23 protein-coding genes are annotated in these 23,018 nt (G+C 56.4%); 13 read left to right on the forward strand and 10 right to left on the reverse strand.

What is annotated here, in order from left to right; translation table 11 throughout:
• Positions 1 to 72 precede the first annotated feature (72 nt).
• The 3 genes from HY282_05880 (at position 73) to HY282_05890 (ending at position 3,464) form a co-directional block, all read left to right on the forward strand.
• Positions 73 to 1,146 carry a M4 family metallopeptidase gene (locus HY282_05880; protein MBI3803274.1) on the forward strand — a complete coding sequence of 358 codons (1,074 nt, stop codon included), beginning with the start codon at positions 73 to 75 and terminating at the stop codon, positions 1,144 to 1,146.
• 21 nt (positions 1,147 to 1,167) lie between these two features.
• Positions 1,168 to 1,485, forward strand: a complete 318-nt coding sequence (locus HY282_05885) for a hypothetical protein (GenBank protein ID MBI3803275.1) — start codon at positions 1,168 to 1,170, stop codon at positions 1,483 to 1,485.
• Between the two features lie 221 nt (positions 1,486 to 1,706).
• Positions 1,707 to 3,464 carry an EAL domain-containing protein gene (locus tag HY282_05890; protein MBI3803276.1) on the forward strand — a complete coding sequence of 586 codons (1,758 nt, stop codon included), beginning with the start codon at positions 1,707 to 1,709 and terminating at the stop codon, positions 3,462 to 3,464.
• Here the strand turns inward: HY282_05890 and HY282_05895 are convergent.
• On the reverse strand, positions 3,442 to 3,729 hold the full coding sequence (locus HY282_05895; GenBank protein MBI3803277.1) for a hypothetical protein: 288 nt from the start codon (positions 3,727 to 3,729) through the stop codon (positions 3,442 to 3,444). The two genes, HY282_05890 and HY282_05895, sit on opposite strands and share 23 nt — an antisense overlap.
• Positions 3,730 to 3,754: 25 nt before the next feature.
• Positions 3,755 to 4,273, reverse strand: a complete 519-nt coding sequence (locus HY282_05900) for a CbiX/SirB N-terminal domain-containing protein (protein ID MBI3803278.1) — start codon at positions 4,271 to 4,273, stop codon at positions 3,755 to 3,757.
• A 213-nt stretch (positions 4,274 to 4,486) separates the two neighbouring features.
• Here HY282_05900 and HY282_05905 point away from each other — a divergent pair, with 213 nt between their 5' ends.
• From HY282_05905 to HY282_05945, 9 genes are all read left to right on the forward strand, one after another.
• The gene (locus HY282_05905) at positions 4,487 to 5,344 is read left to right on the forward strand and encodes a deoxyribonuclease IV (GenBank protein ID MBI3803279.1); all 858 of its coding nucleotides are present in this window, start codon (positions 4,487 to 4,489) and stop codon (positions 5,342 to 5,344) included.
• A gap of 274 nt (positions 5,345 to 5,618) precedes the next feature.
• Positions 5,619 to 6,314, forward strand: coding sequence for a chlorite dismutase family protein (locus tag HY282_05910; protein MBI3803280.1), 696 nt, complete (start codon positions 5,619 to 5,621; stop codon positions 6,312 to 6,314).
• A gap of 28 nt (positions 6,315 to 6,342) precedes the next feature.
• A complete protein-coding gene (trxB, locus tag HY282_05915; GenBank protein ID MBI3803281.1) occupies positions 6,343 to 7,290 on the forward strand; it encodes a thioredoxin-disulfide reductase in 948 nt (315 codons plus the stop codon).
• A 3-nt stretch (positions 7,291 to 7,293) separates the two neighbouring features.
• Complete coding sequence (locus tag HY282_05920) at positions 7,294 to 8,424, forward strand: aminopeptidase P family protein (GenBank protein MBI3803282.1); 1,131 nt, start codon at positions 7,294 to 7,296, stop codon at positions 8,422 to 8,424.
• A 99-nt stretch (positions 8,425 to 8,523) separates the two neighbouring features.
• Positions 8,524 to 9,054, forward strand: coding sequence for a GTP cyclohydrolase I FolE (gene folE / locus HY282_05925; GenBank protein ID MBI3803283.1), 531 nt, complete (start codon positions 8,524 to 8,526; stop codon positions 9,052 to 9,054).
• A gap of 51 nt (positions 9,055 to 9,105) precedes the next feature.
• Complete coding sequence (locus HY282_05930; protein ID MBI3803284.1) at positions 9,106 to 10,308, forward strand: molybdopterin molybdotransferase MoeA; 1,203 nt, start codon at positions 9,106 to 9,108, stop codon at positions 10,306 to 10,308.
• A 191-nt stretch (positions 10,309 to 10,499) separates the two neighbouring features.
• Positions 10,500 to 11,165: a hypothetical protein gene (locus HY282_05935; protein ID MBI3803285.1), complete on the forward strand. Its 666-nt coding sequence runs from the start codon at positions 10,500 to 10,502 to the stop codon at positions 11,163 to 11,165.
• Positions 11,166 to 11,207: 42 nt separating this feature from the next.
• Complete coding sequence (locus tag HY282_05940; GenBank protein MBI3803286.1) at positions 11,208 to 12,587, forward strand: DUF799 family lipoprotein; 1,380 nt, start codon at positions 11,208 to 11,210, stop codon at positions 12,585 to 12,587.
• 85 nt (positions 12,588 to 12,672) lie between these two features.
• Entirely contained in the window at positions 12,673 to 13,650 is a 978-nt protein-coding gene (locus HY282_05945) for a hypothetical protein (GenBank protein ID MBI3803287.1), read from the forward strand.
• Positions 13,651 to 13,790: 140 nt separating this feature from the next.
• Here the strand turns inward: HY282_05945 and HY282_05950 are convergent, their stop codons facing one another.
• The 6 genes from HY282_05950 to HY282_05975 form a co-directional block, all read right to left on the reverse strand.
• On the reverse strand, positions 13,791 to 14,225 hold the full coding sequence (locus HY282_05950; protein ID MBI3803288.1) for a hypothetical protein: 435 nt from the start codon (positions 14,223 to 14,225) through the stop codon (positions 13,791 to 13,793).
• Complete coding sequence (locus HY282_05955) at positions 14,194 to 14,499, reverse strand: antibiotic biosynthesis monooxygenase (protein MBI3803289.1); 306 nt, start codon at positions 14,497 to 14,499, stop codon at positions 14,194 to 14,196. The genes HY282_05950 and HY282_05955 overlap by 32 nt, the downstream gene beginning before the upstream one ends.
• 586 nt (positions 14,500 to 15,085) lie before the next feature.
• The gene (locus HY282_05960) at positions 15,086 to 15,481 is read right to left on the reverse strand and encodes a cupin domain-containing protein (GenBank protein ID MBI3803290.1); all 396 of its coding nucleotides are present in this window, start codon (positions 15,479 to 15,481) and stop codon (positions 15,086 to 15,088) included.
• A gap of 180 nt (positions 15,482 to 15,661) precedes the next feature.
• On the reverse strand, positions 15,662 to 16,414 hold the full coding sequence (locus HY282_05965; protein ID MBI3803291.1) for a hypothetical protein: 753 nt from the start codon (positions 16,412 to 16,414) through the stop codon (positions 15,662 to 15,664).
• Positions 16,415 to 16,695: 281 nt separating this feature from the next.
• A complete protein-coding gene (locus HY282_05970) occupies positions 16,696 to 18,198 on the reverse strand; it encodes a catalase (GenBank protein ID MBI3803292.1) in 1,503 nt (500 codons plus the stop codon).
• A gap of 400 nt (positions 18,199 to 18,598) precedes the next feature.
• Positions 18,599 to 19,069 (reverse strand): Hsp20/alpha crystallin family protein, encoded by a 471-nt coding sequence (locus HY282_05975; protein MBI3803293.1) that lies wholly within the window; start codon positions 19,067 to 19,069, stop codon positions 18,599 to 18,601.
• Between the two features lie 245 nt (positions 19,070 to 19,314).
• Between HY282_05975 and HY282_05980 the strand changes: the two genes are divergently transcribed.
• Positions 19,315 to 20,538, forward strand: coding sequence for a DNA helicase UvrD (locus HY282_05980; GenBank protein ID MBI3803294.1), 1,224 nt, complete (start codon positions 19,315 to 19,317; stop codon positions 20,536 to 20,538).
• Between the two features lie 3 nt (positions 20,539 to 20,541).
• Here HY282_05980 and lptG read toward each other — a convergent pair whose 3' ends face one another.
• Both lptG and HY282_05990 read right to left on the reverse strand, forming a co-directional pair.
• Entirely contained in the window at positions 20,542 to 21,624 is a 1,083-nt protein-coding gene (lptG, locus tag HY282_05985; GenBank protein MBI3803295.1) for an LPS export ABC transporter permease LptG, read from the reverse strand.
• 3 nt (positions 21,625 to 21,627) lie between these two features.
• The gene (locus tag HY282_05990; GenBank protein MBI3803296.1) at positions 21,628 to 22,755 is read right to left on the reverse strand and encodes an LptF/LptG family permease; all 1,128 of its coding nucleotides are present in this window, start codon (positions 22,753 to 22,755) and stop codon (positions 21,628 to 21,630) included.
• Positions 22,756 to 23,018 lie beyond the last annotated feature (263 nt).

Below are 23,018 nucleotides of genomic sequence, written 5' to 3' on the forward strand. Positions count from 1 at the left end.
TGGAAATCGGCGACCCCTATCGAACAAACAGGTCGAGTCATTCACCTACATCCCATGGAAGGAGATCGGACGATGGAAAAAGCGAATAGGCATGAAAGCGGCTGTTCCGGATCGAGAATTCCCATCTATTGCATCGTTCCCCCCCACATTCTAAAAGAGATCGCGCAGCGCGGCACCGCCGACCAGAAAGCGTGGGCGTTTCGAACCTTGACCGTCTCCGAGCAGGCGCGCGGCCAGCGGCAGGCGGTCGGCCTGATCGCGGCATTGACGGCGACGGCCACCGGCACCAAGCGCCGAACCATTTATGATGCCCAACAGGGAAGCAGCCTCCCGGGGAAAATGGTCCGTATCGAAGGGGGTGCGAAGAGCAAAGACCGTGCGGTGAATGAAGCCTATGACGGCGCCGGAGCGACCTATGATCTTTATCTCAAAGTCTATCAACGCAACTCGATCGATGATCGCGGCATGCGGCTCGATTCGACCATCCATTATGGCCGCAATTATGACAACGCTTTTTGGAACGGCCAGCAGATGGTCTACGGCGACGGCGATGGAAAACTTTTCAACCGGTTCACCATCTCCATCGACGTCATCGGCCACGAGCTGACCCACGGCGTCACCCAATATGAGGCGGGCCTCGACTATCAAGACCAAGCGGGCGCGCTGAACGAATCGTTTTCCGACATCTTCGGCTCTCTCGTGAAGCAATACAAAAAGAAACAGCTGGCCAAGAACGCCGATTGGCTGATCGGAAAAGGCCTTCTCGCCCCCGGGGTGAAGGGCAAAGCGCTCCGGTCGATGAAAGAGCCCGGCACCGCCTATGACGATCCGATTCTCGGAAAAGATCCCCAGCCGGGTGACATGAAAGATTACATCAAAACGCAAGACGACAACGGCGGCGTCCATCTCAACTCCGGCATTCCCAACCGCGCCTTCTATGAAACGGCGATGCAGATCGGCGGCAGGGCGTGGGAGAAGGCGGGGCAGATTTGGTATGTGACGCTGCGGGATAAGTTGCGGCCGACCGCCCAGTTTAAAGATGCCGCAAAAGCAACCGTCGCGGTTGCAAAGGAGCTCTACGGCAACGGCAGCTTGGAGATGAAAGCGGTCAAACAGGGATGGGCCTCCGTCGGTATTAAAACCTAACGCATTTGTCATGAGTTCGCCATGAAAATCGATTTTAGTCGGAGCGGCGGCTTTGCCGGGATCCGTTTGACGGCCTTGATCGACACGGAGACCCTTCCCTCCGCCGAGGCCCAACAGCTCTGCCGGCAGGTCGAAGAGAGCGGGATTTTCGATCTGCCGGCGGTCCTCCGCTCCGACGCCCCCGGCGGCGATCGATTCCAATATCGGGTGAAGATCGAGGATGGGAACCGGAAAAAAGAAATCATCGCCGATGAGGCGGCCGTTCCCGAATCCCTCCGCCCGTTGTTGGATGATCTGACCGATCGGGCGCGTTCCGGCCAAAAAAGAAAAAGCAGCTAAACCGCGGATCAGACCGCTTTATCGATTTTAACGAGACCTGCAATCTCTCACCCCATTATTACCTGCAAAATACTACCGTCAAACAATCTCCTTATTAAATTCCTTGGATTGACACTCATTCTCCGGAGGGATACGATGCATCATCCTTCCCTTTCCTAAAGCCTTCTGAGTCCATCTCGGTCCATATTCCGGTTTATCCCCGGCAGCAACACCGGGGACGCATGATCAAGGCGCTGCGAATCAATGGGGGAGAGATGGGCACACCGCTTCGCGTATTGATCGTTGAAGATTCCATAGAAGATGCCGCCCTCATACTCGATCGGCTAAAGGCCTCGGGATATGATCCCTTCTCCAGACGGATCGACACCGAGCGGGCGATGAACATCGCGCTCGATCAAGAGAGCTGGGATGTCGTCATCTCCGATTTCATCCTTCCCGGATTCAGTGGGCTCGCCGCCTTGAAGCTGATACAAGCACGGGAGCTGGACCTGCCGTTCATTATCGTCTCGGGAAAGATCGGGGAGGAGACCGCCGTAGAGATCATGCGGGCGGGCGCGAACGATTACATGATGAAGGACAATCTGACCCGTCTTTCTCCCGCGGTGGAACGGGAGCTGCGGGAAGCGGTGATCCGCCGCAATCACAAGCAGGCGGAGAAGATGATCAAGTATATCGCGTATAATGACCTCCTCACCAGCCTGCCGAATCGCGTGCTGCTTCACGACCTCGTTAAAAAAGTGCTTCTCGATCGAGCCGCCGAAGGGAAACCGATTGCGCTGCTGCTCTTGGATCTGGACCACTTTAAGGAGATTAACGACACCCTCGGCCATCCCTATGGCGATGTCATTCTACAGCAGGTCGGACACCGCCTCAGCGAAGCGGTCGGGGAGGAGGACAGCGTGGCCCGTTTAGGGGGAGACGAGTTTGCCGTGTTGTTGGCGAAGGTGACCTCCAAAGAGGACAGTCTCCTGGTCGCGAATAAAATCTTGAAGGCGCTGGAGGTCCCGTTCATCATCGAGGAAATTCCGATCGCGGTGGAGGCGAGCATCGGCATCTCCGTCTATCCCGATCACGGAGCCGATTTCGATTCCCTTCTCCAGCGGGCCGACGTCGCCATGTATGTCGCCAAGAAAACGGGAAGCGGCTGCGCCCTTTATTCCCCCGAACTGAATACCCACAGCGAGCGCCGACTCGCTTTGATGGGAGAGCTCCGGCAGGCGATCGACCACGATGAACTGGTTCTTTACTACCAGCCGAAAATCGATCTAAGAACGGGCCGAATCATCGGCGCGGAAGCGCTGGTGCGATGGGAGCACCCGCGTCACGGCCGGATCGCCCCGGATCAGTTCATCGGTCCCGCGGAGCAGACCGGCTTGATCAAACCGCTCACGCAGTGGGTTCTGAATCAGGCGCTCCGGCAGGGACGGATGTGGGGTGAGATCGGATTCAGAATCCCGATGGCGGTGAACCTCTCCGCCAGAAACCTTCTGGAGCATCGCCTTCCGGAAGCGATCGAGCAACTCCTTCAACAATATGGCACCGCACCGGAGTGGCTGCAGCTGGAAATTACCGAGAGCGCCATCCTGGCTGAACCGGCCCGCGTCCTTGAAAACGCCACGGCGTTGGACCGGATCGGCACCGGGCTCTCGATCGACGACTTCGGGACCGGCTACTCTTCGCTCGCTTACCTTAAAAAACTCCCGGTGGATGAAATCAAAATCGACAAGTCATTTATCATCGGGATGAAAGAAAACAGAGACGATGAGGTGATCGTCCGTTCGACCATCGATCTGGCGCATAATCTGGGACTGAAAATCGTCGCCGAGGGGGTCGAAACCAAAGAAACCTGGGATCAGCTTGTCGCCCTCGGCTGTGACGCCGCGCAAGGCTATTACATGGCCCGGCCGCTTGCGCCGGACCTTTTCATCGATTGGCTGAAGCGCTCCCCTTGGGGTTTTAAGAAGGACGAAGCAGGGTGATAGACGGGGGCCCGGACGGCTCCGACGGCTTTATTTCGATGACGATCTCAATTTCATCTTCGGCGGAAAGACCGCGATTCCGGATGTGTGAGGTGAGATTCCCGTAGCCGCGCAGCTGAAGGAAAATATTTTTGAGAATCTCCGGCTTGATTTCCGATTCCCAACGCCGCAGCCAGGCGTGGCCGTCCTCTTCTCCCTCATACTCTTCCGGAAACTGCGCCTCCAGACTGAACCGCAGCACAAACGTCTTTTCCTCTCGAAACAATCTTTCCTCCTTCGTCGACATCCCGCTAACCCTTTGAAACAAATCGTTGGACCTGTGCGGCCAGGAACTTGGCAATCTCCGATGCTTCGAACGGCCAGGCATAGGAGAAGGAGATGCGGGGATGCCGCGCCTGCGCCTGTTCGATGGCGGCGGGGATGTCCGATTTGGAATGGGCGCCGCCCGGGGTCATCATCGGCGTGAGGACCACCACCTGCTCCGGATTCCGCTCCGCGGCCTGATCGAGCGCTTCGTCGACGCTCGGCGCGCAGAATTCGTTGAACCCGACGATCACGTCGCACTTCATTTCTTTTTGTAAATGCGCCGCAAGCGAGATTGATCCATAAAAGAACGGGTCGTTTTCCTCGGTGCGCGGCCAGCCTCGCATCTTGGCATCGAGCGCGTCATGGCGCTGCGCCAAGGCGGCGCGGCCCTCTCCGGACGCCTGCCGAAGCTTCGCCCGAAGGTCGAACAATTCCGCCGCTTCCTTCCTCGGAAAATCGGCCGCCGGCGCACCATGCACCGCCAGCACCACCACTCTCTTCAATCGGTTTTCTCCTCGGTCCGGTGATCGTTCCGGTGTAAACAGGATCTAGCAATTGATCTTTTCTGAGCGCTTTATTTTAATTTAAATCGCCCGGAGTATAACATGACCGACCGATGAATGCTTCTGGAAAAAAGGAGCGGCTTCCTGTAAAATGGGGCGGCTTTTTATGACAATAGAAAGGAAAATGTGATGCCGCAATCCGATTCAGAAACAATGAAACGGCCCCGTCTCGGGGCGCACATGTCGGTCGCAGGCGGGCTCGACCAGGCGCTGTTGCGCGGAAAGTCGATCGACTGCGAGGTGATTCAGATCTTCTCAAAAAACTCCAACCAATGGAGCGCCAAGCCGTTGACCGAAGAAGACCTCTCTCATTTTAAGAAAGCCCGGCGCGAAACGGGGGTCTTTCCGGCGATGGTCCACAGCTCTTATTTAATCAATCTCTGCTCGACGAAAGAAGCCGAGTGGGAGAAGTCGGTCGAAGCGCTCTACATTGAGATGGAGCGGGTGGAGGCGCTGGAGATGCCTTACCTCGTGCTCCATCCGGGCGCCCATCTGGGGGCCGGCGAGGAGGTGGGGATTTCCAGAGCGGCCGAAGCGCTCAACCGGTTGAATCAGCGCGCCGCCGGTTTTCGGATGCAGATCTTGCTCGAGCTGACGGCGGGACAGGGGAGCTGCATCGGAAGCCGCTTCGAAGAGGTCGGGGCGATCTTCAAGCAACTCAGAGAGCCCGAGCGGGTCGGGATCTGCTTCGACACCTGCCACGCTTTCGCCGCCGGCTATGATCTGAGAACCCAGACCGATTATGAAGCGACGATGGCCGCCCTCGATCGCGCGGTCGGCTTAAATAAAGTCCGGGCTTTTCATCTAAACGATTGCAAAAAAGATCTCGGCTGCCGCGTCGATCGGCACGAGCATATCGGTCAAGGGAAAATGGGCACCGCGCCATTCTCCCACCTCATGAACGACCGCCGCTTTTGGGGCCTTCCGATGGTCCTCGAAACGCCGAAGGGAAAAGAGCTTAAGGAAGATGTGATGAATTTGGCGGTTCTGAAAGGGCTGATGAAGGAATAGTCCGGAAAACGGGTTCGAAATGCGGAGTGATACCGGCCGCATTCCACTTTCCGCCCGCCAAAATTACAATATAGGGTTGATTTCATTCGGGTGCACTGTTAGAATCGGGCGGATAAGCCATTAATTTTCGTTCTAGGAATAAAATCTGTGGCCTCATTGAAGTTGGAACGTTAGAACCGGGCGGTTGATTTTGGGTTGGCTTTGCTTTTATTTGGGTTGGCTTTGCTTTTATTAGGATGGAATCGGTTCGGATCAAGCATGGGAGGAGTATTCAATGGCAAACGATAAGAGACAGTTCGTCAATTATATCTTTTATAAGTTGGATCCGGCCTGGAGACGCCTTCCGGCCCAAGAGCGAGAGACCGGAAAGCGGGAGTTCCTGGCAGCCGTGGATGAGTTCAACTCCAAGGTCTTGACGGTCCCTTATTCCACCGTCGGCATCCGCGCCGAAGTCGACATCATGCTCTGGCGGATCAGCTATGATCTGGAGGCGTTCCAAGACATGTCGGCGAAAATGGCTTCAACCAGCCTCGGGAAATACATGAACACCAGCTACTCTTATCTCGCCATGACGAAGCGGTCGATCTATGTCGACAAGCACCACCATGAAGGACAGGAGTCGAAGCGGCTCACCATCGTTCCGGGCGAGGCGAAGTACCTCTTTATCTATCCCTTCGTCAAGACCCGCGAATGGTATCTGCTGACGAAGGCGGCCCGGCAGGGGATGATGAGCGAGCATATCGAGATCGGCCATAAATATCCGACCGTCAAAATCAACACCTCCTACTCGTTCGGTCTCGATGACGCCGAATTCGTTGTTGCGTTCGAGAGCGACTACCCGAACGACTTTCTCGATCTCGTGATGGAGCTGCGTGAGGCCGAGGCCAGCCGCTTTACCGAGCGCGACACGCCGATCTTCACCTGTGTTCGAAAGAGCCTCAAAGACGCGTTGAACGATCTGGGAAGCTGAACGGAATCCGCAGAGGGAAAGCGCTTTCATGACGAATGAAGTTCAGAATGTGATCATCATCGGATCGGGCCCGGCCGGCCTCACCGCGGCGGTCTATGCCGCGCGGGCGAACCTCCGGCCCCTCTTGATTGAAGGGGCCCAGGCGGGCGGGCAGCTGATGATCACGACCGAAGTGGAAAATTACCCCGGATTCCCCGACGGGATTCAAGGCCCGCAGCTGATTTTGGAGATGAAAAAGCAGGCGGAGCGCTTCGAGACCACTTTTCTGACCGGCGATGTCACGTCGGTCGATCTCTCGAAGCGTCCTTTTACCCTGGTCGTCGATGGAGAGCGGACCTATCAAGCGAGAACGCTGATCATCTGCTCGGGCGCCCGTGCGAAGCTGCTCGGGATCGAATCGGAATCCCGCTTGATGGGGCATGGCGTCTCCGCCTGCGCCACCTGCGACGGTTTTTTCTTCCGCGGAAAGGAAGTCTTCGTCGTCGGCGGCGGCGACACCGCGATCGAGGAGGCGAACTTCCTCACCCGTTTCAGCCCGCAGGTCACCGTGATCCACCGGCGGGATAAGCTGCGCGCCTCCAAAATCATGCAGGACAAAGCCTTCCGGAATCCGAAAATTAAATTCGTTTGGGACACCGAGGTCTCCGACATCCTCGGAGAGGGAACGGTCACCGGCGCCGTCCTGAAGAACCTGAAGAGCGGAGAGACGTCACAGACCCACATCGAAGGGGTCTTCATCGCCATCGGCCACGAGCCGAACACCGCTTTGTTCAAAGGGCAAATCGACCTGGACGACCGCGGCTATATTAAAACGCAGCCGGGCACCTCCTATACGAACATCCCCGGCGTTTTTGCGGCGGGCGATGTGCAAGATCCGACCTACCGTCAGGCGATCACCGCGGCGGGGACCGGCTGCATGGCGGCGATCGACGCCGAGCGATTTTTGGAATCTTTGGAATCTGGGGAAGGACACTGACGCATGGCCGAAAAAGAAAACATCCTTTTGATCTCCTGCAGCGAAACCGACTCCAACATGTACTACGCCACAAAATTTCTTGCGCCCGATCCCTTTATCTTCGTCCACGCCCGAGGAAAAAGCTTTCTCTTGATGAGCGACCTGGAGGTCGATCGGGCCCGGGCGCAAAGCCGCGTAGATGAGGTGCTCTCTTATTCCGACTACGAAGAGCGGGCGAAAAAGAAGGGGAGAAATGTTCGAGAGACCGCCGACGTCGTTCAAGTGTTACTTGAAGAACAAGGGGTGAAAGAGCTGACCGTCCCAACGAACTTCCCGCTGGAGCATGCCGACGCCCTTCGGACGCGCGGCTTTACCCTCTCGACGAAAAAAGAGCCCTTCTTCGAAGAACGCGCCATCAAGACCTCAGAAGAGGTCGACGCCATCCGGAAGACCCAGATCGCCGTCGAAGAGGCGGTGGAAGAAGCGATGAATCTGCTGCGGCGGGCCGAGATCAAAAACGGCCAGATCTATCTCGAAGGAAAGGCGCTCACCTCCGAATCGGTCCGCAGCTATCTCCACCTTCGATTGATGGAGCGGGATTGCATCGGCCAGCATACGATTATCGCCTGCGGGGTCGACGCCTGCGATCCCCACAACGAAGGAACGGGGCCACTGCGCGCCAATGAGCCGATCATCTTCGATGTCTTCCCGAGATCGTCCGAGAGCCGCTACTTCGCCGACATGAGCCGGACGGTGGTCAAAGGCCGTCCCTCCGACGGCTTAAAAAAACTCTATGACACGGTTTTAGAAGGACAAGAGCTCGGCATTCGGAAAGTCAAAGCCGGCGCCTCCGGGAAGGCCATCCACGAGGAGATCGTTCAGCTCTTCGACCAGCGCGGTTATCACACCGGCAAGGTCGGCGGCCGGATGCAGGGATTTTTTCATGGCACCGGTCATGGGGTCGGCCTCGACATCCACGAGCCGCCGCGGATCAGCCGCGCCGATTGGACGCTGAAAGAAGGAGAGGTCGTCACGGTCGAGCCGGGACTTTATTATCCCGAGATCGGCGCGGTCCGGATTGAAGACATGGTCCTGGTGGAAAAGGATGGCTGCCGAAATCTGACGACCTATCCCAAGAAATTGGAGATCGACTAAGTGGCGCCCAAACGCAACGGGAAGCAGGCGGTCGGAGACGGTCCCAAAAAGGGGGCTCTGGAGATAGAAAGCCCGGCCCTCAAAGAGCTGGTCGAAAAAATGTTGGTCTCGCTCGGAGAAGATCCGGCCCGGGAGGGATTGAAGGGGACACCGGGGCGCGTCGAGCGCTCGCTTCGTTTTCTCACCAGCGGCTACCATCAAAATGTCGATCGGGTCTTGAACGACGCCTTCTTCACGATGACGAACGAAGAGATGGTGATCGTGAAGGACATCAATTTCTTCTCCCTCTGCGAACATCATCTTCTTCCCTTCTTCGGAAAATGCCACATCGCTTACCTCCCGAACGGAAAGGTCGTCGGGCTCAGCAAGCTGCCCCGGGTCGTCGAGGTCTACAGCCGGCGGCTGCAGCTGCAGGAGCGGCTGACCGGGGAAATCGCCGAGGCGATTTCGGAGAAGATTCATCCTCACGGCGTCGGCGTCGTTATCGAAGCGCAGCACCTCTGCATGATGATGCGCGGGGTCGAGAAGCAAAATGCAAAAACGGTGACGAGCGCGATGCTCGGGGTCTTCAAGACCGATCACAAAACCCGCGCCGAATTTCTCGACCTCTTGCGTCACGATCGGTTTTAGCGGGTAGAAGCGCTATTCCGTTTACTTCCATCCATCCACCTGAGGGGGTCGATGATCTCCGTTGAAGAAGCCCAAAAGCTTATCCTCGCCGAGATCCGCCGCATGGGGACGGAACGCGTCTCGCTCTCCCTGGCGCTCGGCCGGGTTCTCTCAGAAGAGCTCACCTCCCCCCTCGATCATCCGCCGTGGGATACCTCCGCCATGGACGGATATGCCGTCCGCTGGTCCGATACCGCCGGCGCTTCCAAGGCGACCCCCCGCACCTTAAAAATCATCGAAGAAATTCCGGCGGGAACCCTTCCCCGGAAAGAGGTTCAACCGGGCCAGGCTTCCAAGATCATGACCGGCGCGCCGCTTCCCCGTGGGGCCGACGCCGTCGTGAAGGTCGAGGAGACGGAGCGAGCCGGCGATCAGGTCCGGATCTTCGAGGCGGCGGAGGAGACCGACTTCATCCGTAAGAAAGGGGAGGCGATCCGGACCGGCGATTTAATTCTTCAGAAGGGAATTCGGATCCGCCCCGCCGACATCGCGATGATGGCGTCGATCGGCAAGTCGGTCGTTCCGGTTTATCAGCAGCCGCGCGTCGCCATTCTCTCGACCGGCGACGAGTTGGCCGAGCTCGACGAGCCGCGCGGGCCGAACAAGATTCTCAACAGCAACGGCTACGGCCTCGCCGCGCAGGTGGCCGAGGCGGGGGGCGTTCCCATCGTTCTCGGCATTGCGAAAGACACGCCGCAGGATCTGAGCGCGAAGCTGCGGCAAGGGCTGCATGCCGACTTCATCCTCGCCTCCGGCGGGGTGTCGATGGGCGACTACGATTTTGTCCAAGATGTGTTGGTCGAACTCGGCGCCGAGATGAAGTTCTGGAAGGTGGCGATGAAGCCGGGCCAGCCGCTCGCCTTCGGGATGATCGCAGAAAAACCGGCGTTCGGCCTGCCGGGCAATCCGGTTTCCGCGATGGTCTCCTTCGACCAATTTGTTCGTCCGGCCCTTCTCAAGGCGGGTGGGAGAACCGATTTTCTCCGCCCGACGATCCAGGCGACGCTGGAGGAAGAGGTGCGGAAGCATCCTGGAAAACGTCACTTCCTCCGGGCGATCGTGTCGGTGGAGAATGGAGCGTACCGTGTCCGGACGACCGGCGATCAAGATTCGCACATTCTTCTCTCGCTGGTGAAGGCAAATGCGCTGATGATCCTTCCCGAAGAAGGAGACCGGATCAAAGCCGGGGAGAAGGTCTCGGTTCAGCTTTTCTAAATTCCCGATTTGAGTTTGAGACAGATCGATCTGTTTTGAAGGGCCCCCGTTAAGCCCGTTTTTTCGATATCCCCCCCAGCTACAAATTTTCCATGATATTTTCTTGACTGAACCCATTCTCTTCTATAAACTGGGCCGATCCACGCACTCGGGCCGATGACCGTGGAGAATTCTTTACCGATGGAGCGTCGATGAACATGCGGGACAAGCGGAAAACGGTTTTCAAAAGGGGGATTCCAGGCCTCTTGATGGTTTTACTTTTGGGAGCGACGGCGCTCTGGTCGCCTCCGCAGACCTTTGCCGAAGGGGCGGAAGGGGGTAAAGCCGGAAAACCGCGGGTGCTGTTCATGATCGCGGAGCAGAATATCGGCCATCAATTTTACTCCTTCTGGTGGTGGGGTAAGAGCGAGATCCACGGCGAGACGGTCGACCTCTCCGCGGCGGAGACGGCGCTCAAAGAAAGCTTCTTGAGCAAAGGGTTCGAGGTGGTCGATATGTCGGCGACGTCGGGCGTCTTCGACATCTCGAATACCTATAAGGTCGCCGACCTCGGCGACAAAGGGGCCCGAGAGATCGCAAGAAAGGTCAACGCGGAGATCGTCATCAAAGGAAAAGCACTGGCGAAGGAAGGACCGAGAACCCCCGGAAGCGCCGTCGGCTCCTACATCGCCGATGCGACGGCGACAGCGATCCGGGTCGACAACGGCCAGGTGCTCGGCTCCGCCAAAGGACATGGCGTCTCGAGAAATATCTCGGAAGTCACCGGCGGCACGGAAGCGTTGAGCAAGGCCGGCACCGAATTGGCCGACCGCCTCGCCGAACAGATGACCGCCAAATGGCCGGCGTTGAATCAATAATTTGATTGAAAGCACCCCATTTTATTTTCAAGGAGAGGAAAAATGAAAAAGGGTTCGATCTTCCCGGTCCTTGTCGTCGGTTTGCTTCTGGTCTCGTGCGCACTTCCAGTCCACACCATTCCGACGAACCCCTCTAACCCGATTTATACCGTCGCCGTTTTACCGATGTATAACGCCACCAACGATGTCGACGGTCCCAAAGTCGTCCGAGAATTGGCCGATAAGCGAATTCAAAAATGGCATTACAGCAGCAAGCCGTTGACCGAGGTCGACCAGATCCTCCGCGACCAAATGGGGATCTCCATCGGCTCGCAACTCGATTTGACGACGCCGCAAAAGCTCGGCGCCGCCCTCGGCGTCGACGGTGTCCTTTACGGCTATCTCTTGAACTTTGACGACGTGACGACCGGCGTTTACAACGAGAAGCGGGTCCGGGCTGGATTCCGGCTCGTCGACACCAAAACCGGCAAAACCGTCTGGGCGGGGGGACGGGGGGTCCGCAACCAGTCGGGCACCCTCGGATCAATGGCTTCTACCCGGGATGATGGGATTGGCGGTCTGAAGTCGGTCCAAGGTATTTCCGAAATTTCCAGGCTGGAGGAATGGGAGAGTGTCGGCGGCGCGTCGGACGCTTCCTTCATGAAGGCGATGGGAGGGAAACTCCTCGACAAGGCGACCGGCGGCTACCTCAAGTCGGAGAGCGAGGCGATGCTCGATCGGATCTTCGGGAATTTCCCCGCCGGACGCGGCACGGGTGAGGCCGTTCAAGTTGCGATTCCGAGTGCCGTGGCGCCCAAGATGCCGGCGGCGCCGACGCCGACCTACACCGGAAATCCCTTTTTCAGCTATATGAAGCTGGGACAAAAGGATTTTACCTCCGACATGGTGATGACCTCCGTGATGAAAAAAGACAACCGGGAGATGGTGATGACCGGAAAGCTGGCGAAGGGAGGGGAGAACTTTCGCGCCGACCTCGACATGACCGAGACGATGAAAGAGGCAAAGGGCGCACCGCCCGGCCTCTTTAAAATGGCGACGATTTCGAAAGGCCATGACAAAAAGAGCGTCGTCCTCTACCCCGACCTAAAAAAATATATGCAAAATGACGTCACGGAAAAAGAGCTCAAAGAGCCGAAGATCACGAAAAAGAAGGTCGGAGAAGAGGTGGTCGACGGCCGCAAGTGTGACAAGTATCAGGTCGACGTGACGTCGGCGGATGGAAAAACCACGCAAGGCTTTATTTGGGAGCCGAAGGATCTGAAAGATTTCATCGTGAAATCGGAATTTCAAGACAACGATTTCAAGCAGACGATGGAGCTGAAGAATGTGAAGATCCTCACCCCCGCTCCGTCGCTTTTCGAGATTCCGAAAGATTACACGTTGGCGGCGAGCTTTATCGATTTGATGGGAGAGAAGAAGTAATCCGGCGCAGAACCTGCGCATCGGTTTCAATCAAAACATGCACTTTTAGATTCAATCATTCGATTCAATCAATGGAGGAAACCAGATGGTTACGAAGGGGGTTCTTGGTCAAAAAAATATTGGAATCAGCGCTTTACTATTAACCGGTCTCATTGCGGCCGTTTCATCCTCCTGCTCACCCACCACCACCGGTGCGGTGAAGGATGATGTCAGCGTCACCGGCCAGACCAACAAGCTGGAAGAGGCCGGCGTCAACTACAGCGGCCCGCAATACAACGTCGCGATCATGACGTTCGAAAACAAAACGCCGAGCAAGGTGCTTGGGGTCGGCGAAGCGGCGACCGATATCTTGAGGACGATCGTGAAAAAATCGGGCCTCGAGCCGATCACCCTGACCGATTCTGAAATGAGGGAGCAAGAGAAGTTGGTCGCCCTGCAGCAGACCGGGGCGGTAAAGACCGGCAAGAAGAACGCGGCAGAAGGATTCGATTCGATCGATTTCAGAATCTCCGGCGCGGTTACCTCTTACTCTGAGGTGGAGGAGTCGTCCGACGTCCTGGTGGCAAAGAGCAAAACCCAGGTGGCGCGGGTCCAGGTCGATTACGCTTTGGTCGACATTGCAACCGGGAAGAGCCTCGTTGCGGATTCCGGGATGGGCGAGTACAGCAAGAAGACCGGCGGGCTGTTCGGTCTCGGTTCCAAATCTTCAGCCGACACCGGGTTGAGAGAAGGGGCGCTTCGGGACGCCATGACGAAGGCGATGACGAAGATGGTCGAGAAACTCAACAGCATTCCGTATCAGGGCCGGGTGCTCGACGTGGAGAGCAGCAGCCTCCTCATCCGCGCCGGAACGAAGAGCAAGCTGAAAGCCGGGACCGACTTCGGCGTCTTCAGACCGGGCAAAGACATCGTCGATCCGGATACCGGGCGGGTCATCGGAAAGAGAGAGAAACAGGTCGGGGAGGTCACCCTCACCGGCCATCAAGGGGACAATATCTCCGAGGCCAAGGTGAAATCCGGGTCGGGCTTCCTCGTCGGCGACGTGGTCCGGGTCATAAAATAGTTTAATCTTAAGAAATCCTCCTCACCGTCGCTCCCTGCCGTCGCTCACTACGATGGACGGCAGGGAGCGACCGGTGCAACCCTCCATTGCATACGAAGAAGCCTTCGCAATTTTAGCCGGCCTCGACAGAGTCGCTTCCCTCACTTCAGACCGCGCATTTTTTCAGCAATCAAGGGCGAGAGCGCCAGCACGAGGAGGCCGATCGGGAGCAGTCCGCCCTCGGCCAGATTGTAGTCGGAAGCGATCCTTTCCCACGGCGCACCGATCACGAACCGTCCGAAGAGCATCTCAAAGGCGAGCGTCAGGCCGAGCCAGAGGAATCCGACACTGAGTCGGTCGCGGGTGCTCGTCGGAGCGATCCAACGGATCGACCGCGTGACGATGGCCAAGATAATGATGGAGCCGGTGAAAACGGCGATCTGCCGCGCCCTGAAATCACCGATCCGCGGGGCAAGAAAGAGGGTCCGTGCGGCGCCGTGGAGGGACTCGGCGGCCATCAGGATCACCCAGACCCCGAGTGCCCGGAGAAGGATCGCTGCGACCCTAGGATTCGGGGAGTTTCGCCGCGAGGACATCGACCTTCTCAATGGCGGGCGGCTTCGCTAAAAGCTCCGGCGCTTTCTCCATCAGCGCCGCCGCGACACGGCCGGAGAGGTGCGCCTGTCGGCCTGACTCGTCGGGAAAAGCGTCGAAGATGCCGAAGCTGCTCGGCCCGAGGCGGATCGCGAACCAAGCGGTGGTTGCCGGCTCCTGCTGGACCACCGACAGGCCGCTTCGCAAAAAACTTTCGACATCCTTTTCTTTTCCCGGTTTTGCTTCCAATCGAACGAACAGCGCCACTTTCACCATGATCGACCTCCGCTTTTGGATCGTTGATGTTTCTTTCGTTGATTTTGCGATGCTTCTTCTTTACTGGGCCTTTTTCTTTTCTACCTCCCAAACCGACCGGTAATCATAGGTCGGATAAAATTCGGTCCGAAACGCCCCCAGGCGCCATGCTCAATCGCGAGATTTACCTCGCGCAATTTTTCCGCCGGAACGCGCAGCGTCGCCACCTGGCCGATCCCCATCATCACATACCAAGAAACAATTTCCGTTCCGTCGGGGGGAAAGCTTTTGTAGAAGCCGTTCTTCTTTAACTTCGCCTCGATCTCATCGAGCGCCTTCGTCTGGTCATGCCGGAGGAAGATCGTCAGGAGGATTGGACCCTTCGGACTTTTGCGGCTCCTCTCGTGCGTAGACTGTGGACATTGAGATGAGGGCGATCAGAATAACAGCCAGAAATAAAAAGGATCGCCTCTGCATATCACATCCGATGCTCCACATCTTCATGACATTCTCTCATCGTTAGGAATAAAGCAGATTTATTGCGGAATTGATATTTAGCGTTGATGGTTGGGTGAGATACGGCCCACCGCCGCGGGAACAACTGCTTTCAGTCTACGCTGGCGGGACCTTGAGATTCAAGCTTTGATAATGAGGTCGAGGCGCATCGCTGACCGCGCGGCAAGGGATTGCCGTTCTTGGTGTAAGCAGTCGGGACGTAGATATTCAGCGTTCGCAACGGCGCACGGCCGGTGTTCCGGATCTCATGTTTGTCTTTACGTTCAATCAGGAGCAGCGTCCCTTCACGCAGCGGACAGCGCTTGCCTTTGACGATCGCCACGCCCGCGCCGGGGACCACATACAGCCACTGATCACTGCCACGATGGAGATTGTCCGAATCTCCCTCCGAATCCCCAGGAGCGAGGACCATTTCGGCTGCCTGAGATTGGCGGTTGCCGAGGGCAACGCGGAATCCTTGGCCGAATCGAAGATGTTTATGTTTCATTCAATTCCTCCTCATCAATGGCAGATGGCTGTAACCGAGAACCCACGGGGCTAAAAACCCGGCGGTCACATAAACGGTGTCGAGAAGAGCGTGAAGCTTGAGGCCGATCGGACCATGTTCTATCTCGAAGCGATCACCCGTGATCTGTGGGGTATCGATTTCCATTTTTGAGAGGCTGCGCTAAACCCTTTCAATCCGGTCGACGTTTGAATAATCGACCTTCGCGTTGATCTTCGATCCTCTTTTCAGACATTGGAAATCATAGTAGTAAACGCGCTTGATCTCTTTATCGGAGAAGGTGACGGTGTCGATAAACTTGCCATGCTCCTCGAAATCCCAATCGTCTTTCGTCCGATCAAACGGCCGATCATTTTTCTTGGCCGCCTCCTCGCACGCTCTTCCGGGAAGGGAGGCGAGGCCATAGAGATGGGTGTCCGACTGATCGAGCAAGAACGGGTGCCCCGGAAGATCGGTCCGCTCTACCGTCTGCCCCGACCAGTGATTTTTGTAGGGGACCGCCTCTTCTCCCGAAAAAGCACCCGGTGCCTTTGAGCCGGCCGATTTCCACCGAAGCACGCCGAGAACATGTTCATCCTGAAAGAAGGTAGCGGGACGGGCAAACTGAAAGCTGATTCCGGAGGAGGGTCCTTCCAGCGGATGCAGGGTGAAGAGCTCTTCCTCGGTGAATTGGGACGGCGCCCTCACCGTAATATAAAGATCGGCCACCCCCGGCTGAGGCCGAGCGGGCGCCGTATGAGCCGCTCCTTTGGGCGGGCTCGGCTGAGGCGCTTTCGAGAATCTTATTGCAAAGGCATCGGCGCTTCTCGGGGCGGCCGGCATCTCGTAGGCAGGGGGGATCGGGGTGGAATGGCGGTCGGCCGTTTCTGTTTGAAAGAGCCGCGTCACCGCTCGATTCCCGATCGTCCGATGCAATTGATGAATCGAATCCACGGGGCGACTGAGGGAAGCGGAGTCGCTCCGGGATCGCTCATGAGCGCGTGCGGACCGGGGCAGGGACAAGCCCTGTTTTCGTTCAAACGATGACATCTTTCCCTTTACCGATAAAAACCAGACGACTGGGCCGATGATATCACAATTTCGCGGTTCGATTCAGAGCAAAGCCGGGCGCTGATTGCCCGCCGGCACGGGGATAAAAGAGGGGCAGACCCTCGAAGCAGCCTGCCCCTTTTTTATCGTGACAATCCAAAGGTTATTTAGAATGCTCTTTTGCCGGGATGAGGCGCCGGTTGGGCGGCGCCCCGACGGACCGCTTCAACCCCCTTCTCAACCTGCTCGCCATACTCCACGTCGGCGCTCCGGAAATATCCGATGGCGCGCTCGATCACATCCTCCCGGCTCACCCGTCCCAAGCTCGACGCGATCGTCTCGACGAGCCGCTTCTTCGACTCGGCAGGAATCAATCGATAAAGGTCTCCCGCCTGGACGAAGTCGTTATCTTCGGCATGACGCGTCGCTTTCTGCGCGCCGGTCACACCGTGCACCGCCAGCGGCGCATCGGGCCGGTCATTCGTTTGAACCGGTCCGTTGTCGCTGTTCGGCTCGTAGTTCTTGGCCCGTCCGCCGTTGCCGTCGGAGCGCATTACACCGTCGCGGCCGTAATGATTCACCTCGGCGGCATGCGGCCGGTTGACCGGGAGCGACGTGTGATTGATGCCGAGACGGTAGCGGTGGGCGTCGCCATAGGCGAAGAGCCTTCCCTGCAACATCTTGTCGGGGGACGGACCGATGCCGGGAACAAAGTGGCCGGGGTTAAACGCGGCCTGCTCCACCTCCGCGAAGTAATTCTCCGGGTTGCGATTCAAGACGAGCCGGCCGACCTCGATCAGCGGATAGTCATCATAGTGCCACACCTTGGTGAGGTCGAACGGATTGAACCGATAGGTCGATGCATCCGCCGCCGGCATGATCTGCATCTTCAACGTCCAGGAAGGAAACGCCCCTTCGTCGATCGAGCGAAGCAGGTCCAAATGATGATGGTTGGGATTCTCCCCGGCGATCCGTGCCGCCTCTTCAGCTATCAAGCACTGGATTCCCTGGTCGGTTTTGAAATGATACTTCACCCAGAACGCCTCCCCGGCGGCGTTGACCCACTGAAAGGTATGTGAGCCGAAACCGTCCATTTGCCGATAGCTCGCCGGAATGCCGCGATCGCCGAAGAGCCAGGTAAACTGGTGGGTCGCCTCCGGAGCGTGGGAGAAGAAGTCCCAGACATTGTCCGGCTCCTGGACGTGGGTGTAGGGATCGCGCTTTTGCGAGTGGATGAAGTCGGGGAATTTGAGCGGATCGCGGAGGAAGAAGACGGGGGTGTTGTTGCCGACGAGATCGTAGTTCCCCTCTTCGGTGTAGAACTTCATGGCAAAGCCGCGCGGGTCGCGCACCGTGTCGGCCGAGCCGAGCTCTCCTGCGACGGTGGAGAACCGGACAAACACCTCGGTTCGCTTGCCGATTTGGTTGAGGAACTTCGCTTTGGTCCATGGGGTCACCTCTCTCGTCACTTCAAAATAGCCGTAAGCGCCCGAGCCCTTTGCATGAACAACACGCTCCGGGATGCGCTCGCGGTCGAACCGGGCGAGTTTTTCGATCAGATGATGATCTTGAAGGAGCATCGGGCCGTCCGGGCCGGCCGTTTGAGAATTTTGGTTGTCGGCCACCGGCGCGCCGACTTCCGTCGTCAACTTTTTACGTTCTTCGCTCATGGTTTTTCCTCCCATTATTATAGTAATTCTACTTTTAGAGTTTATATAAATACGGGGTAAAATTTTTTGCTGCTGATTACACGCGGACCTTCGTCTCCATCCTTTCATGCTTCATGGCATACCCCCTGCAATATCGGGTATGGACCGTCCATCTAGGATAGAGATTAGAATAACTCTAAATTTAAACCATGTCAATAATATTTTTAGAGCCGAGTCGATTTTAGACGGTGGGTATATAGATGCGTTGGTTTCAGAAAAGAGCCGAAGGGCAAACTCGACACAACATCCCGGCTATAATAAGGGACATCACTCAAAAGGGATCGGTTCGATTAAATCGGGACGCAGACCAGAGGAGAGTCGTTTATCAGAGGACTGAGGTCAGAGTGAGAGGGCGCATCGGTTAAGCCGCTCTCGATCTCCGATCGGACGGCTCGTCGGATTGAATGTCGATCCGCTTACCGCCCGCCTCCGGCGCGGGGAGGGTCACATAGAGAACCCCCTGGTGATAATGTGTTCGGAGCCGATCCTCCGGGGGCGGGGAAGGGAGGGTGATGACCCGCTCGAAGGGACCATAGGAACACTCCTGCAAAAGGGCCTCGTCTATTTTGTATTCCCCCGGCGGTTTTCTCTCTCCTTGAATCACGAGATGATTGTCGATGATTGACAGCGTCACCTCCTCCGGATTCACCTCCGGCAGGTCGATCCGGGCGATCCACTCATCCCCTTGCCGATAAAGATCGGCCGGGGGCATCCACCGTTCCCATCGCTCCGTATCGAAATCAACCCCGAACGGGTCGGGGCCAAAGGTTCTTCTGAAAAGATCGTTTAACTCATGTTGTAGCCGTCGCAACCGGGAAAGGGCGCTCTCCATCGGATCACCTCATCTGAATGCGGGTGTTGTCTCATTATGATCGGATCGACTCTGAAGCGTCAAGGTCGGCTACGTTTAGCCTCTTCGGCATGCTGAGCATCAACGGGAAGCGAAGGAGCGCGGATTGAACCTGGTTTCGCAAAGATGCTACTCTGAAACCAGATGGCGATGGACGATGAGCAATCATAGGCAATTATGAGCAACCATGAGCGCCTATGAGCAACGATGAGCAACGATGAGCAACGATGAGATGGATCGCTGACTTTCACCTTCATTCCAAATACAGCGGCGGATGCAGCCCCCTGATGGAGCCGGAGCACCTGGCCGCGTGGGGGGCGAAGAAAGGGCTCAACCTCCTCGGCACCGGCGACTTCACCCACCCGATTTATCTCGCCCGGTTGAAGGAAATCATGGAGCCGGCGGAGCCGGGACTGCTCCGGCTCAAATCAACCCCGCGCGATTCCGATGCATCGCCTTTCGTCCGGTTCGTCTTATCGTCTGAGATGGGGCTCTTCTTTAAACAGGACGATCAATGGCGCAAAATTCATCTGATCATCGTCGCCCCTTCTTTTGACATAGTCGATCGAATCAATGCGGCGGTTCAGCGTTACGGCGATCTGGCGGAAGATGGCCGCCCGAAGCTCTTTTTGTCGCTGACCGACTGTATCGACCTGGTTCGCGGCATCTCGGAGGGGTGCTGGTTGATCCCGGCGCACATCTGGTCCCCTTGGTTTTCGCTCTTCGGGGCCTTCTCCGGTTTCGATTCTCTGGAAGAGGCGCTCGGCAAAAACGTGACCGCGATCGATGCGGTCGAGACCGGCCTCTCCTCCGATCCAGCGATGAACCGGCGGGTCTCGGCGCTCGACCACCTCCCCCTAATCTCGAATTCCGATGCACACTCTCTTCCGAAATTGGGACGGGAGGCGAACGTCCTCGAAGCGGAGGCCGACCTGTCTGCCCTCCGCGCTGCGATTAAAAGCCAGGATCCGAACCGATTTCTCTACACGATTGAGTTCTATCCGGAAGAGGGGAAGTATCACTACGATGGCCACCGCGGCTGCGGCGTGTCCCTTCCGCCGGAGGAGACGGAACGGCTGAAAAGAAGATGCCCCGTCTGCGGAAAGCGGTTAACGATCGGCGTAATGCACCGAGTGGAGGATCTGGCCGACCGGCCCGAACAAGGTCTGCCACCGCCGAGAATCCCGGCGCGCTATCTTGTTCCATTAATTGAAATTATCGCGGAGGCAATGGGACGACGGGTGGAGGCAAAAGGGGTGACGCAAACCTACGACCGTCTGATTGCGGCGGGCAAAAATGAATTCCGAATCCTGCGCGACGCCCCGCCGGAGGAACTTGCGACCTTTGTTCCCCCCGACATTTTAAAAGGAATCCTCCGGATGCGGGCGGGAGAGGTGATAAAGATCCCCGGTTACGACGGTATTTTCGGGAAGATTCAGCTGTTGAAGTGAGCGCTACTGTTTGATATTCAGAAGAAGGTAGCTGCCGACCCCGAGGAAAAGAAGGTTGGCGCCCCAGGCCGCCAGCCAGGGGGGAAGTACATCAGTGTGGCCGAGCGAAATAGTGATCGAGAAAACGAGCCAGTAGGCGAGCGCCAGGGCAAGGCTGATCGCCGCTCCCCGCGCCACGCCGGCGCTCCTCCGATCATAGAGCGCAAAGGGAATCCCGAGAAGAACCATCATCAAATTGACAAAAGGAAATGCCTGTCGCCCGAGCAGATCGACCCGGTAACGGGTGGCGTCCAGTCCGTCTCGGGAGAGGCGATTGATATAGGATTCAAGGCGGCCGTAGGTCATTTCTTCCGGAATGACGGCGGCTTGTCGAAAGTCTTGCGGTTTTTTATTCAACGGAATGATCTTTTCATCGAACCGCTCGATCTCCACCGTTCCGTCTGCACGAAAGGTCCGATGAATTCCCTTCGACAGCTGCCAATGTCCCTCCCTATAGCTGAGTTCTTCCGCCTCGATCATCTCCGGAAGAGAGAAATCATTCCCAAGATAATAGATGTCGACCCCGCGCATCGTCTGCTTATCCGGCTCAACTAACTCGATATTGAAGATCGTCCGGCTGTCGGGGCGAAGCCAGATTTTATTTTGAACGAGGTTTCCTTCCTGGTTTCTCTTTTCAATCTTCACCTCCTGGATCGTCTTGGCCTTCTTGTGGGTGGAGGGAACCAAGGAGCCGTTTAAGACGAAGAGCAGTCCGCTGAGAAAGAGGCCGAAGAGAACGAGGGGCATCGTCAGCCTCAGCACGCTGATCCCCGAGCTCTTCATGGCAATGATCTCATTGTTCTTCGAGAAAAGACCGAGTGTCAGAAGGGTCGAGATGAGAACGGCGAGCGGAGCGATGTCGAAGATAATCCTCGGAAGGCGATAGAGAAAATATTGCATCACCAGGAGCACTTCAGCATTCGCTTCCGCAAATTTTCGTATCTTTTCCAAGAAATCGATTGTGAGATAGACCACCGAGAGAATGGCCACAACCATCGCGAAGATTTTAAGATATTCCTTAAGAATATATCGAGAAATGATCGACATTGGTCAGGGCCTCTTGTTGCCGAGCTGAAGCAGCCGGGGGTAGGACTCTTGCGCCATCATTCTCATCAGATAGAGCGTCAGGGGGATAAGGACCAGATGGGGAACACCGACCGCCATCAACGGCGGTGCGATCTGAATCGTAATAAGATAGTCTCCCAGGGTGTTTAAAAGATAATAGAGGGTGATCAGCCCGATGCCGACGGTAAAACCTCCGAGCCGTCCCGTTCTTCCGGAGATCATGCCGAGCGGAACACCGATAATTCCGAAGATGAAGGAAGCAAGGGAAAACGAAAAGTTTTTATAAAATTCAGAGAGGAGCCGCAGCGCGCGAAGATCCTTTCCTCCGGAAGCGTCGATTCTCTGCTTGAGCTCCTGATAAGAGGGGGTATCGAGGTTTGCCGGACCCTGGACCATCGATCCGAAATCGAGCCTCAAATCATACGTCCCAAAGGTCATCCGTTGATAGTCCGAGCCGTCCTTGCTCTTCAGATGCAAGCTTCCATCCAAGAGGCGAAATTCGATCGCATTGCTGGCCGGATCATTGGTGAGAACCCCTTTTTTTGCGATGATGATTTTGGGAGATTCCGGATCTCTTTGATCGTAAATAAAGACCCCGTTCATTTCGCTGAAGGTCGGCATCGACTCGACGTAGAGAACGAGGTTTGAAAATGTCCCGTTGAACTTCCCCTCTTCTATGCCGACGCTCGCTCTTTTTTTAAGAATGCGCATCGCCAAGGAGTTAAATGATCCGCCACCCCAAGGTTGGGCGATGCTTCCCATATATAAGGTCAAAAGCGCGGCGGCGACCGAGAAGAAAAGCACAGGTCGAATCAGTCGATAAAACCCGACGCCGACTGACTTTAATGCGATGATCTCATTGTCATAAGAGAGCCGATTGAAGGTCATGATGGAAGCGAGCAGCGCCGCCATGGGGATTGTAAGGAGGAAAAAAGAGGGGAGGAGGGAGAGAAAAATTTGTCCGACACTGACGATATCGACCCCTTTGTCGATAACAAGCTCCATCAACCTCAGGAGTTGATGAATCAGAATTAAAAATGTTAAGATAGAAATGCCGAAAACAAAGGGGACGATCAGCTCTTTGATAATATAGCGATCAAGAATACGGACCATACGACCACACTATACATAGGTTCTCGACCATTGTAAACATCCTGTCTCACGCTTGACAGGGGGGGTGGTTTGTGTTACAAGCAAACGCCCAAATTCGACTGGGAATCTCATTCACATTCACAATCACAAGATCATCTTCGATCTGTTGATCGTATTTAGAATACGAAAGGGGTATTAAGATGAAGAACTGGACGAAACTGTTCGCTGTTTTATTGATTGCCGCCGGATTGACCGGCTGCTATGACCGACCCAAAGAGGAACAA

It is taken from the genome of Candidatus Manganitrophaceae bacterium (assembly GCA_016200325.1).
In the GTDB taxonomy this organism is placed as follows: Bacteria; Nitrospirota; Nitrospiria; order SBBL01; family Manganitrophaceae; genus Manganitrophus.

Excerpts from the sequence above, each read along its gene's own strand:
- HY282_05910 (MBI3803280.1), top strand. The coding sequence starts at position 5,619 with ATGGCAAACGATAAGAGACAGTTCGTCAATTATATCTTTTATAAGTTG.
- folE (MBI3803283.1), top strand. The coding sequence starts at position 8,524 with ATGTTGGTCTCGCTCGGAGAAGATCCGGCCCGGGAGGGATTGAAGGGG.
- HY282_05880 (MBI3803274.1), top strand. The coding sequence starts at position 73 with ATGGAAAAAGCGAATAGGCATGAAAGCGGCTGTTCCGGATCGAGAATT.
- HY282_05930 (MBI3803284.1), top strand. The coding sequence starts at position 9,106 with ATGATCTCCGTTGAAGAAGCCCAAAAGCTTATCCTCGCCGAGATCCGC.
- HY282_05975 (MBI3803293.1), bottom strand. The coding sequence starts at position 19,069 with ATGGAGAGCGCCCTTTCCCGGTTGCGACGGCTACAACATGAGTTAAAC.
- HY282_05970 (MBI3803292.1), bottom strand. The coding sequence starts at position 18,198 with ATGAGCGAAGAACGTAAAAAGTTGACGACGGAAGTCGGCGCGCCGGTG.
- trxB (MBI3803281.1), top strand. The coding sequence starts at position 6,343 with ATGACGAATGAAGTTCAGAATGTGATCATCATCGGATCGGGCCCGGCC.
- HY282_05940 (MBI3803286.1), top strand. The coding sequence starts at position 11,208 with ATGAAAAAGGGTTCGATCTTCCCGGTCCTTGTCGTCGGTTTGCTTCTG.
- HY282_05980 (MBI3803294.1), top strand. The coding sequence starts at position 19,315 with ATGAGATGGATCGCTGACTTTCACCTTCATTCCAAATACAGCGGCGGA.
- HY282_05920 (MBI3803282.1), top strand. The coding sequence starts at position 7,294 with ATGGCCGAAAAAGAAAACATCCTTTTGATCTCCTGCAGCGAAACCGAC.
- HY282_05905 (MBI3803279.1), top strand. The coding sequence starts at position 4,487 with ATGAAACGGCCCCGTCTCGGGGCGCACATGTCGGTCGCAGGCGGGCTC.
- HY282_05960 (MBI3803290.1), bottom strand. The coding sequence starts at position 15,481 with ATGAAACATAAACATCTTCGATTCGGCCAAGGATTCCGCGTTGCCCTC.
- HY282_05890 (MBI3803276.1), top strand. The coding sequence starts at position 1,707 with ATGATCAAGGCGCTGCGAATCAATGGGGGAGAGATGGGCACACCGCTT.
- HY282_05955 (MBI3803289.1), bottom strand. The coding sequence starts at position 14,499 with ATGGTGAAAGTGGCGCTGTTCGTTCGATTGGAAGCAAAACCGGGAAAA.
- HY282_05950 (MBI3803288.1), bottom strand. The coding sequence starts at position 14,225 with ATGTCCTCGCGGCGAAACTCCCCGAATCCTAGGGTCGCAGCGATCCTT.
- HY282_05935 (MBI3803285.1), top strand. The coding sequence starts at position 10,500 with ATGAACATGCGGGACAAGCGGAAAACGGTTTTCAAAAGGGGGATTCCA.
- HY282_05945 (MBI3803287.1), top strand. The coding sequence starts at position 12,673 with ATGGTTACGAAGGGGGTTCTTGGTCAAAAAAATATTGGAATCAGCGCT.
- HY282_05990 (MBI3803296.1), bottom strand. The coding sequence starts at position 22,755 with ATGGTCCGTATTCTTGATCGCTATATTATCAAAGAGCTGATCGTCCCC.
- lptG (MBI3803295.1), bottom strand. The coding sequence starts at position 21,624 with ATGTCGATCATTTCTCGATATATTCTTAAGGAATATCTTAAAATCTTC.
- HY282_05885 (MBI3803275.1), top strand. The coding sequence starts at position 1,168 with ATGAAAATCGATTTTAGTCGGAGCGGCGGCTTTGCCGGGATCCGTTTG.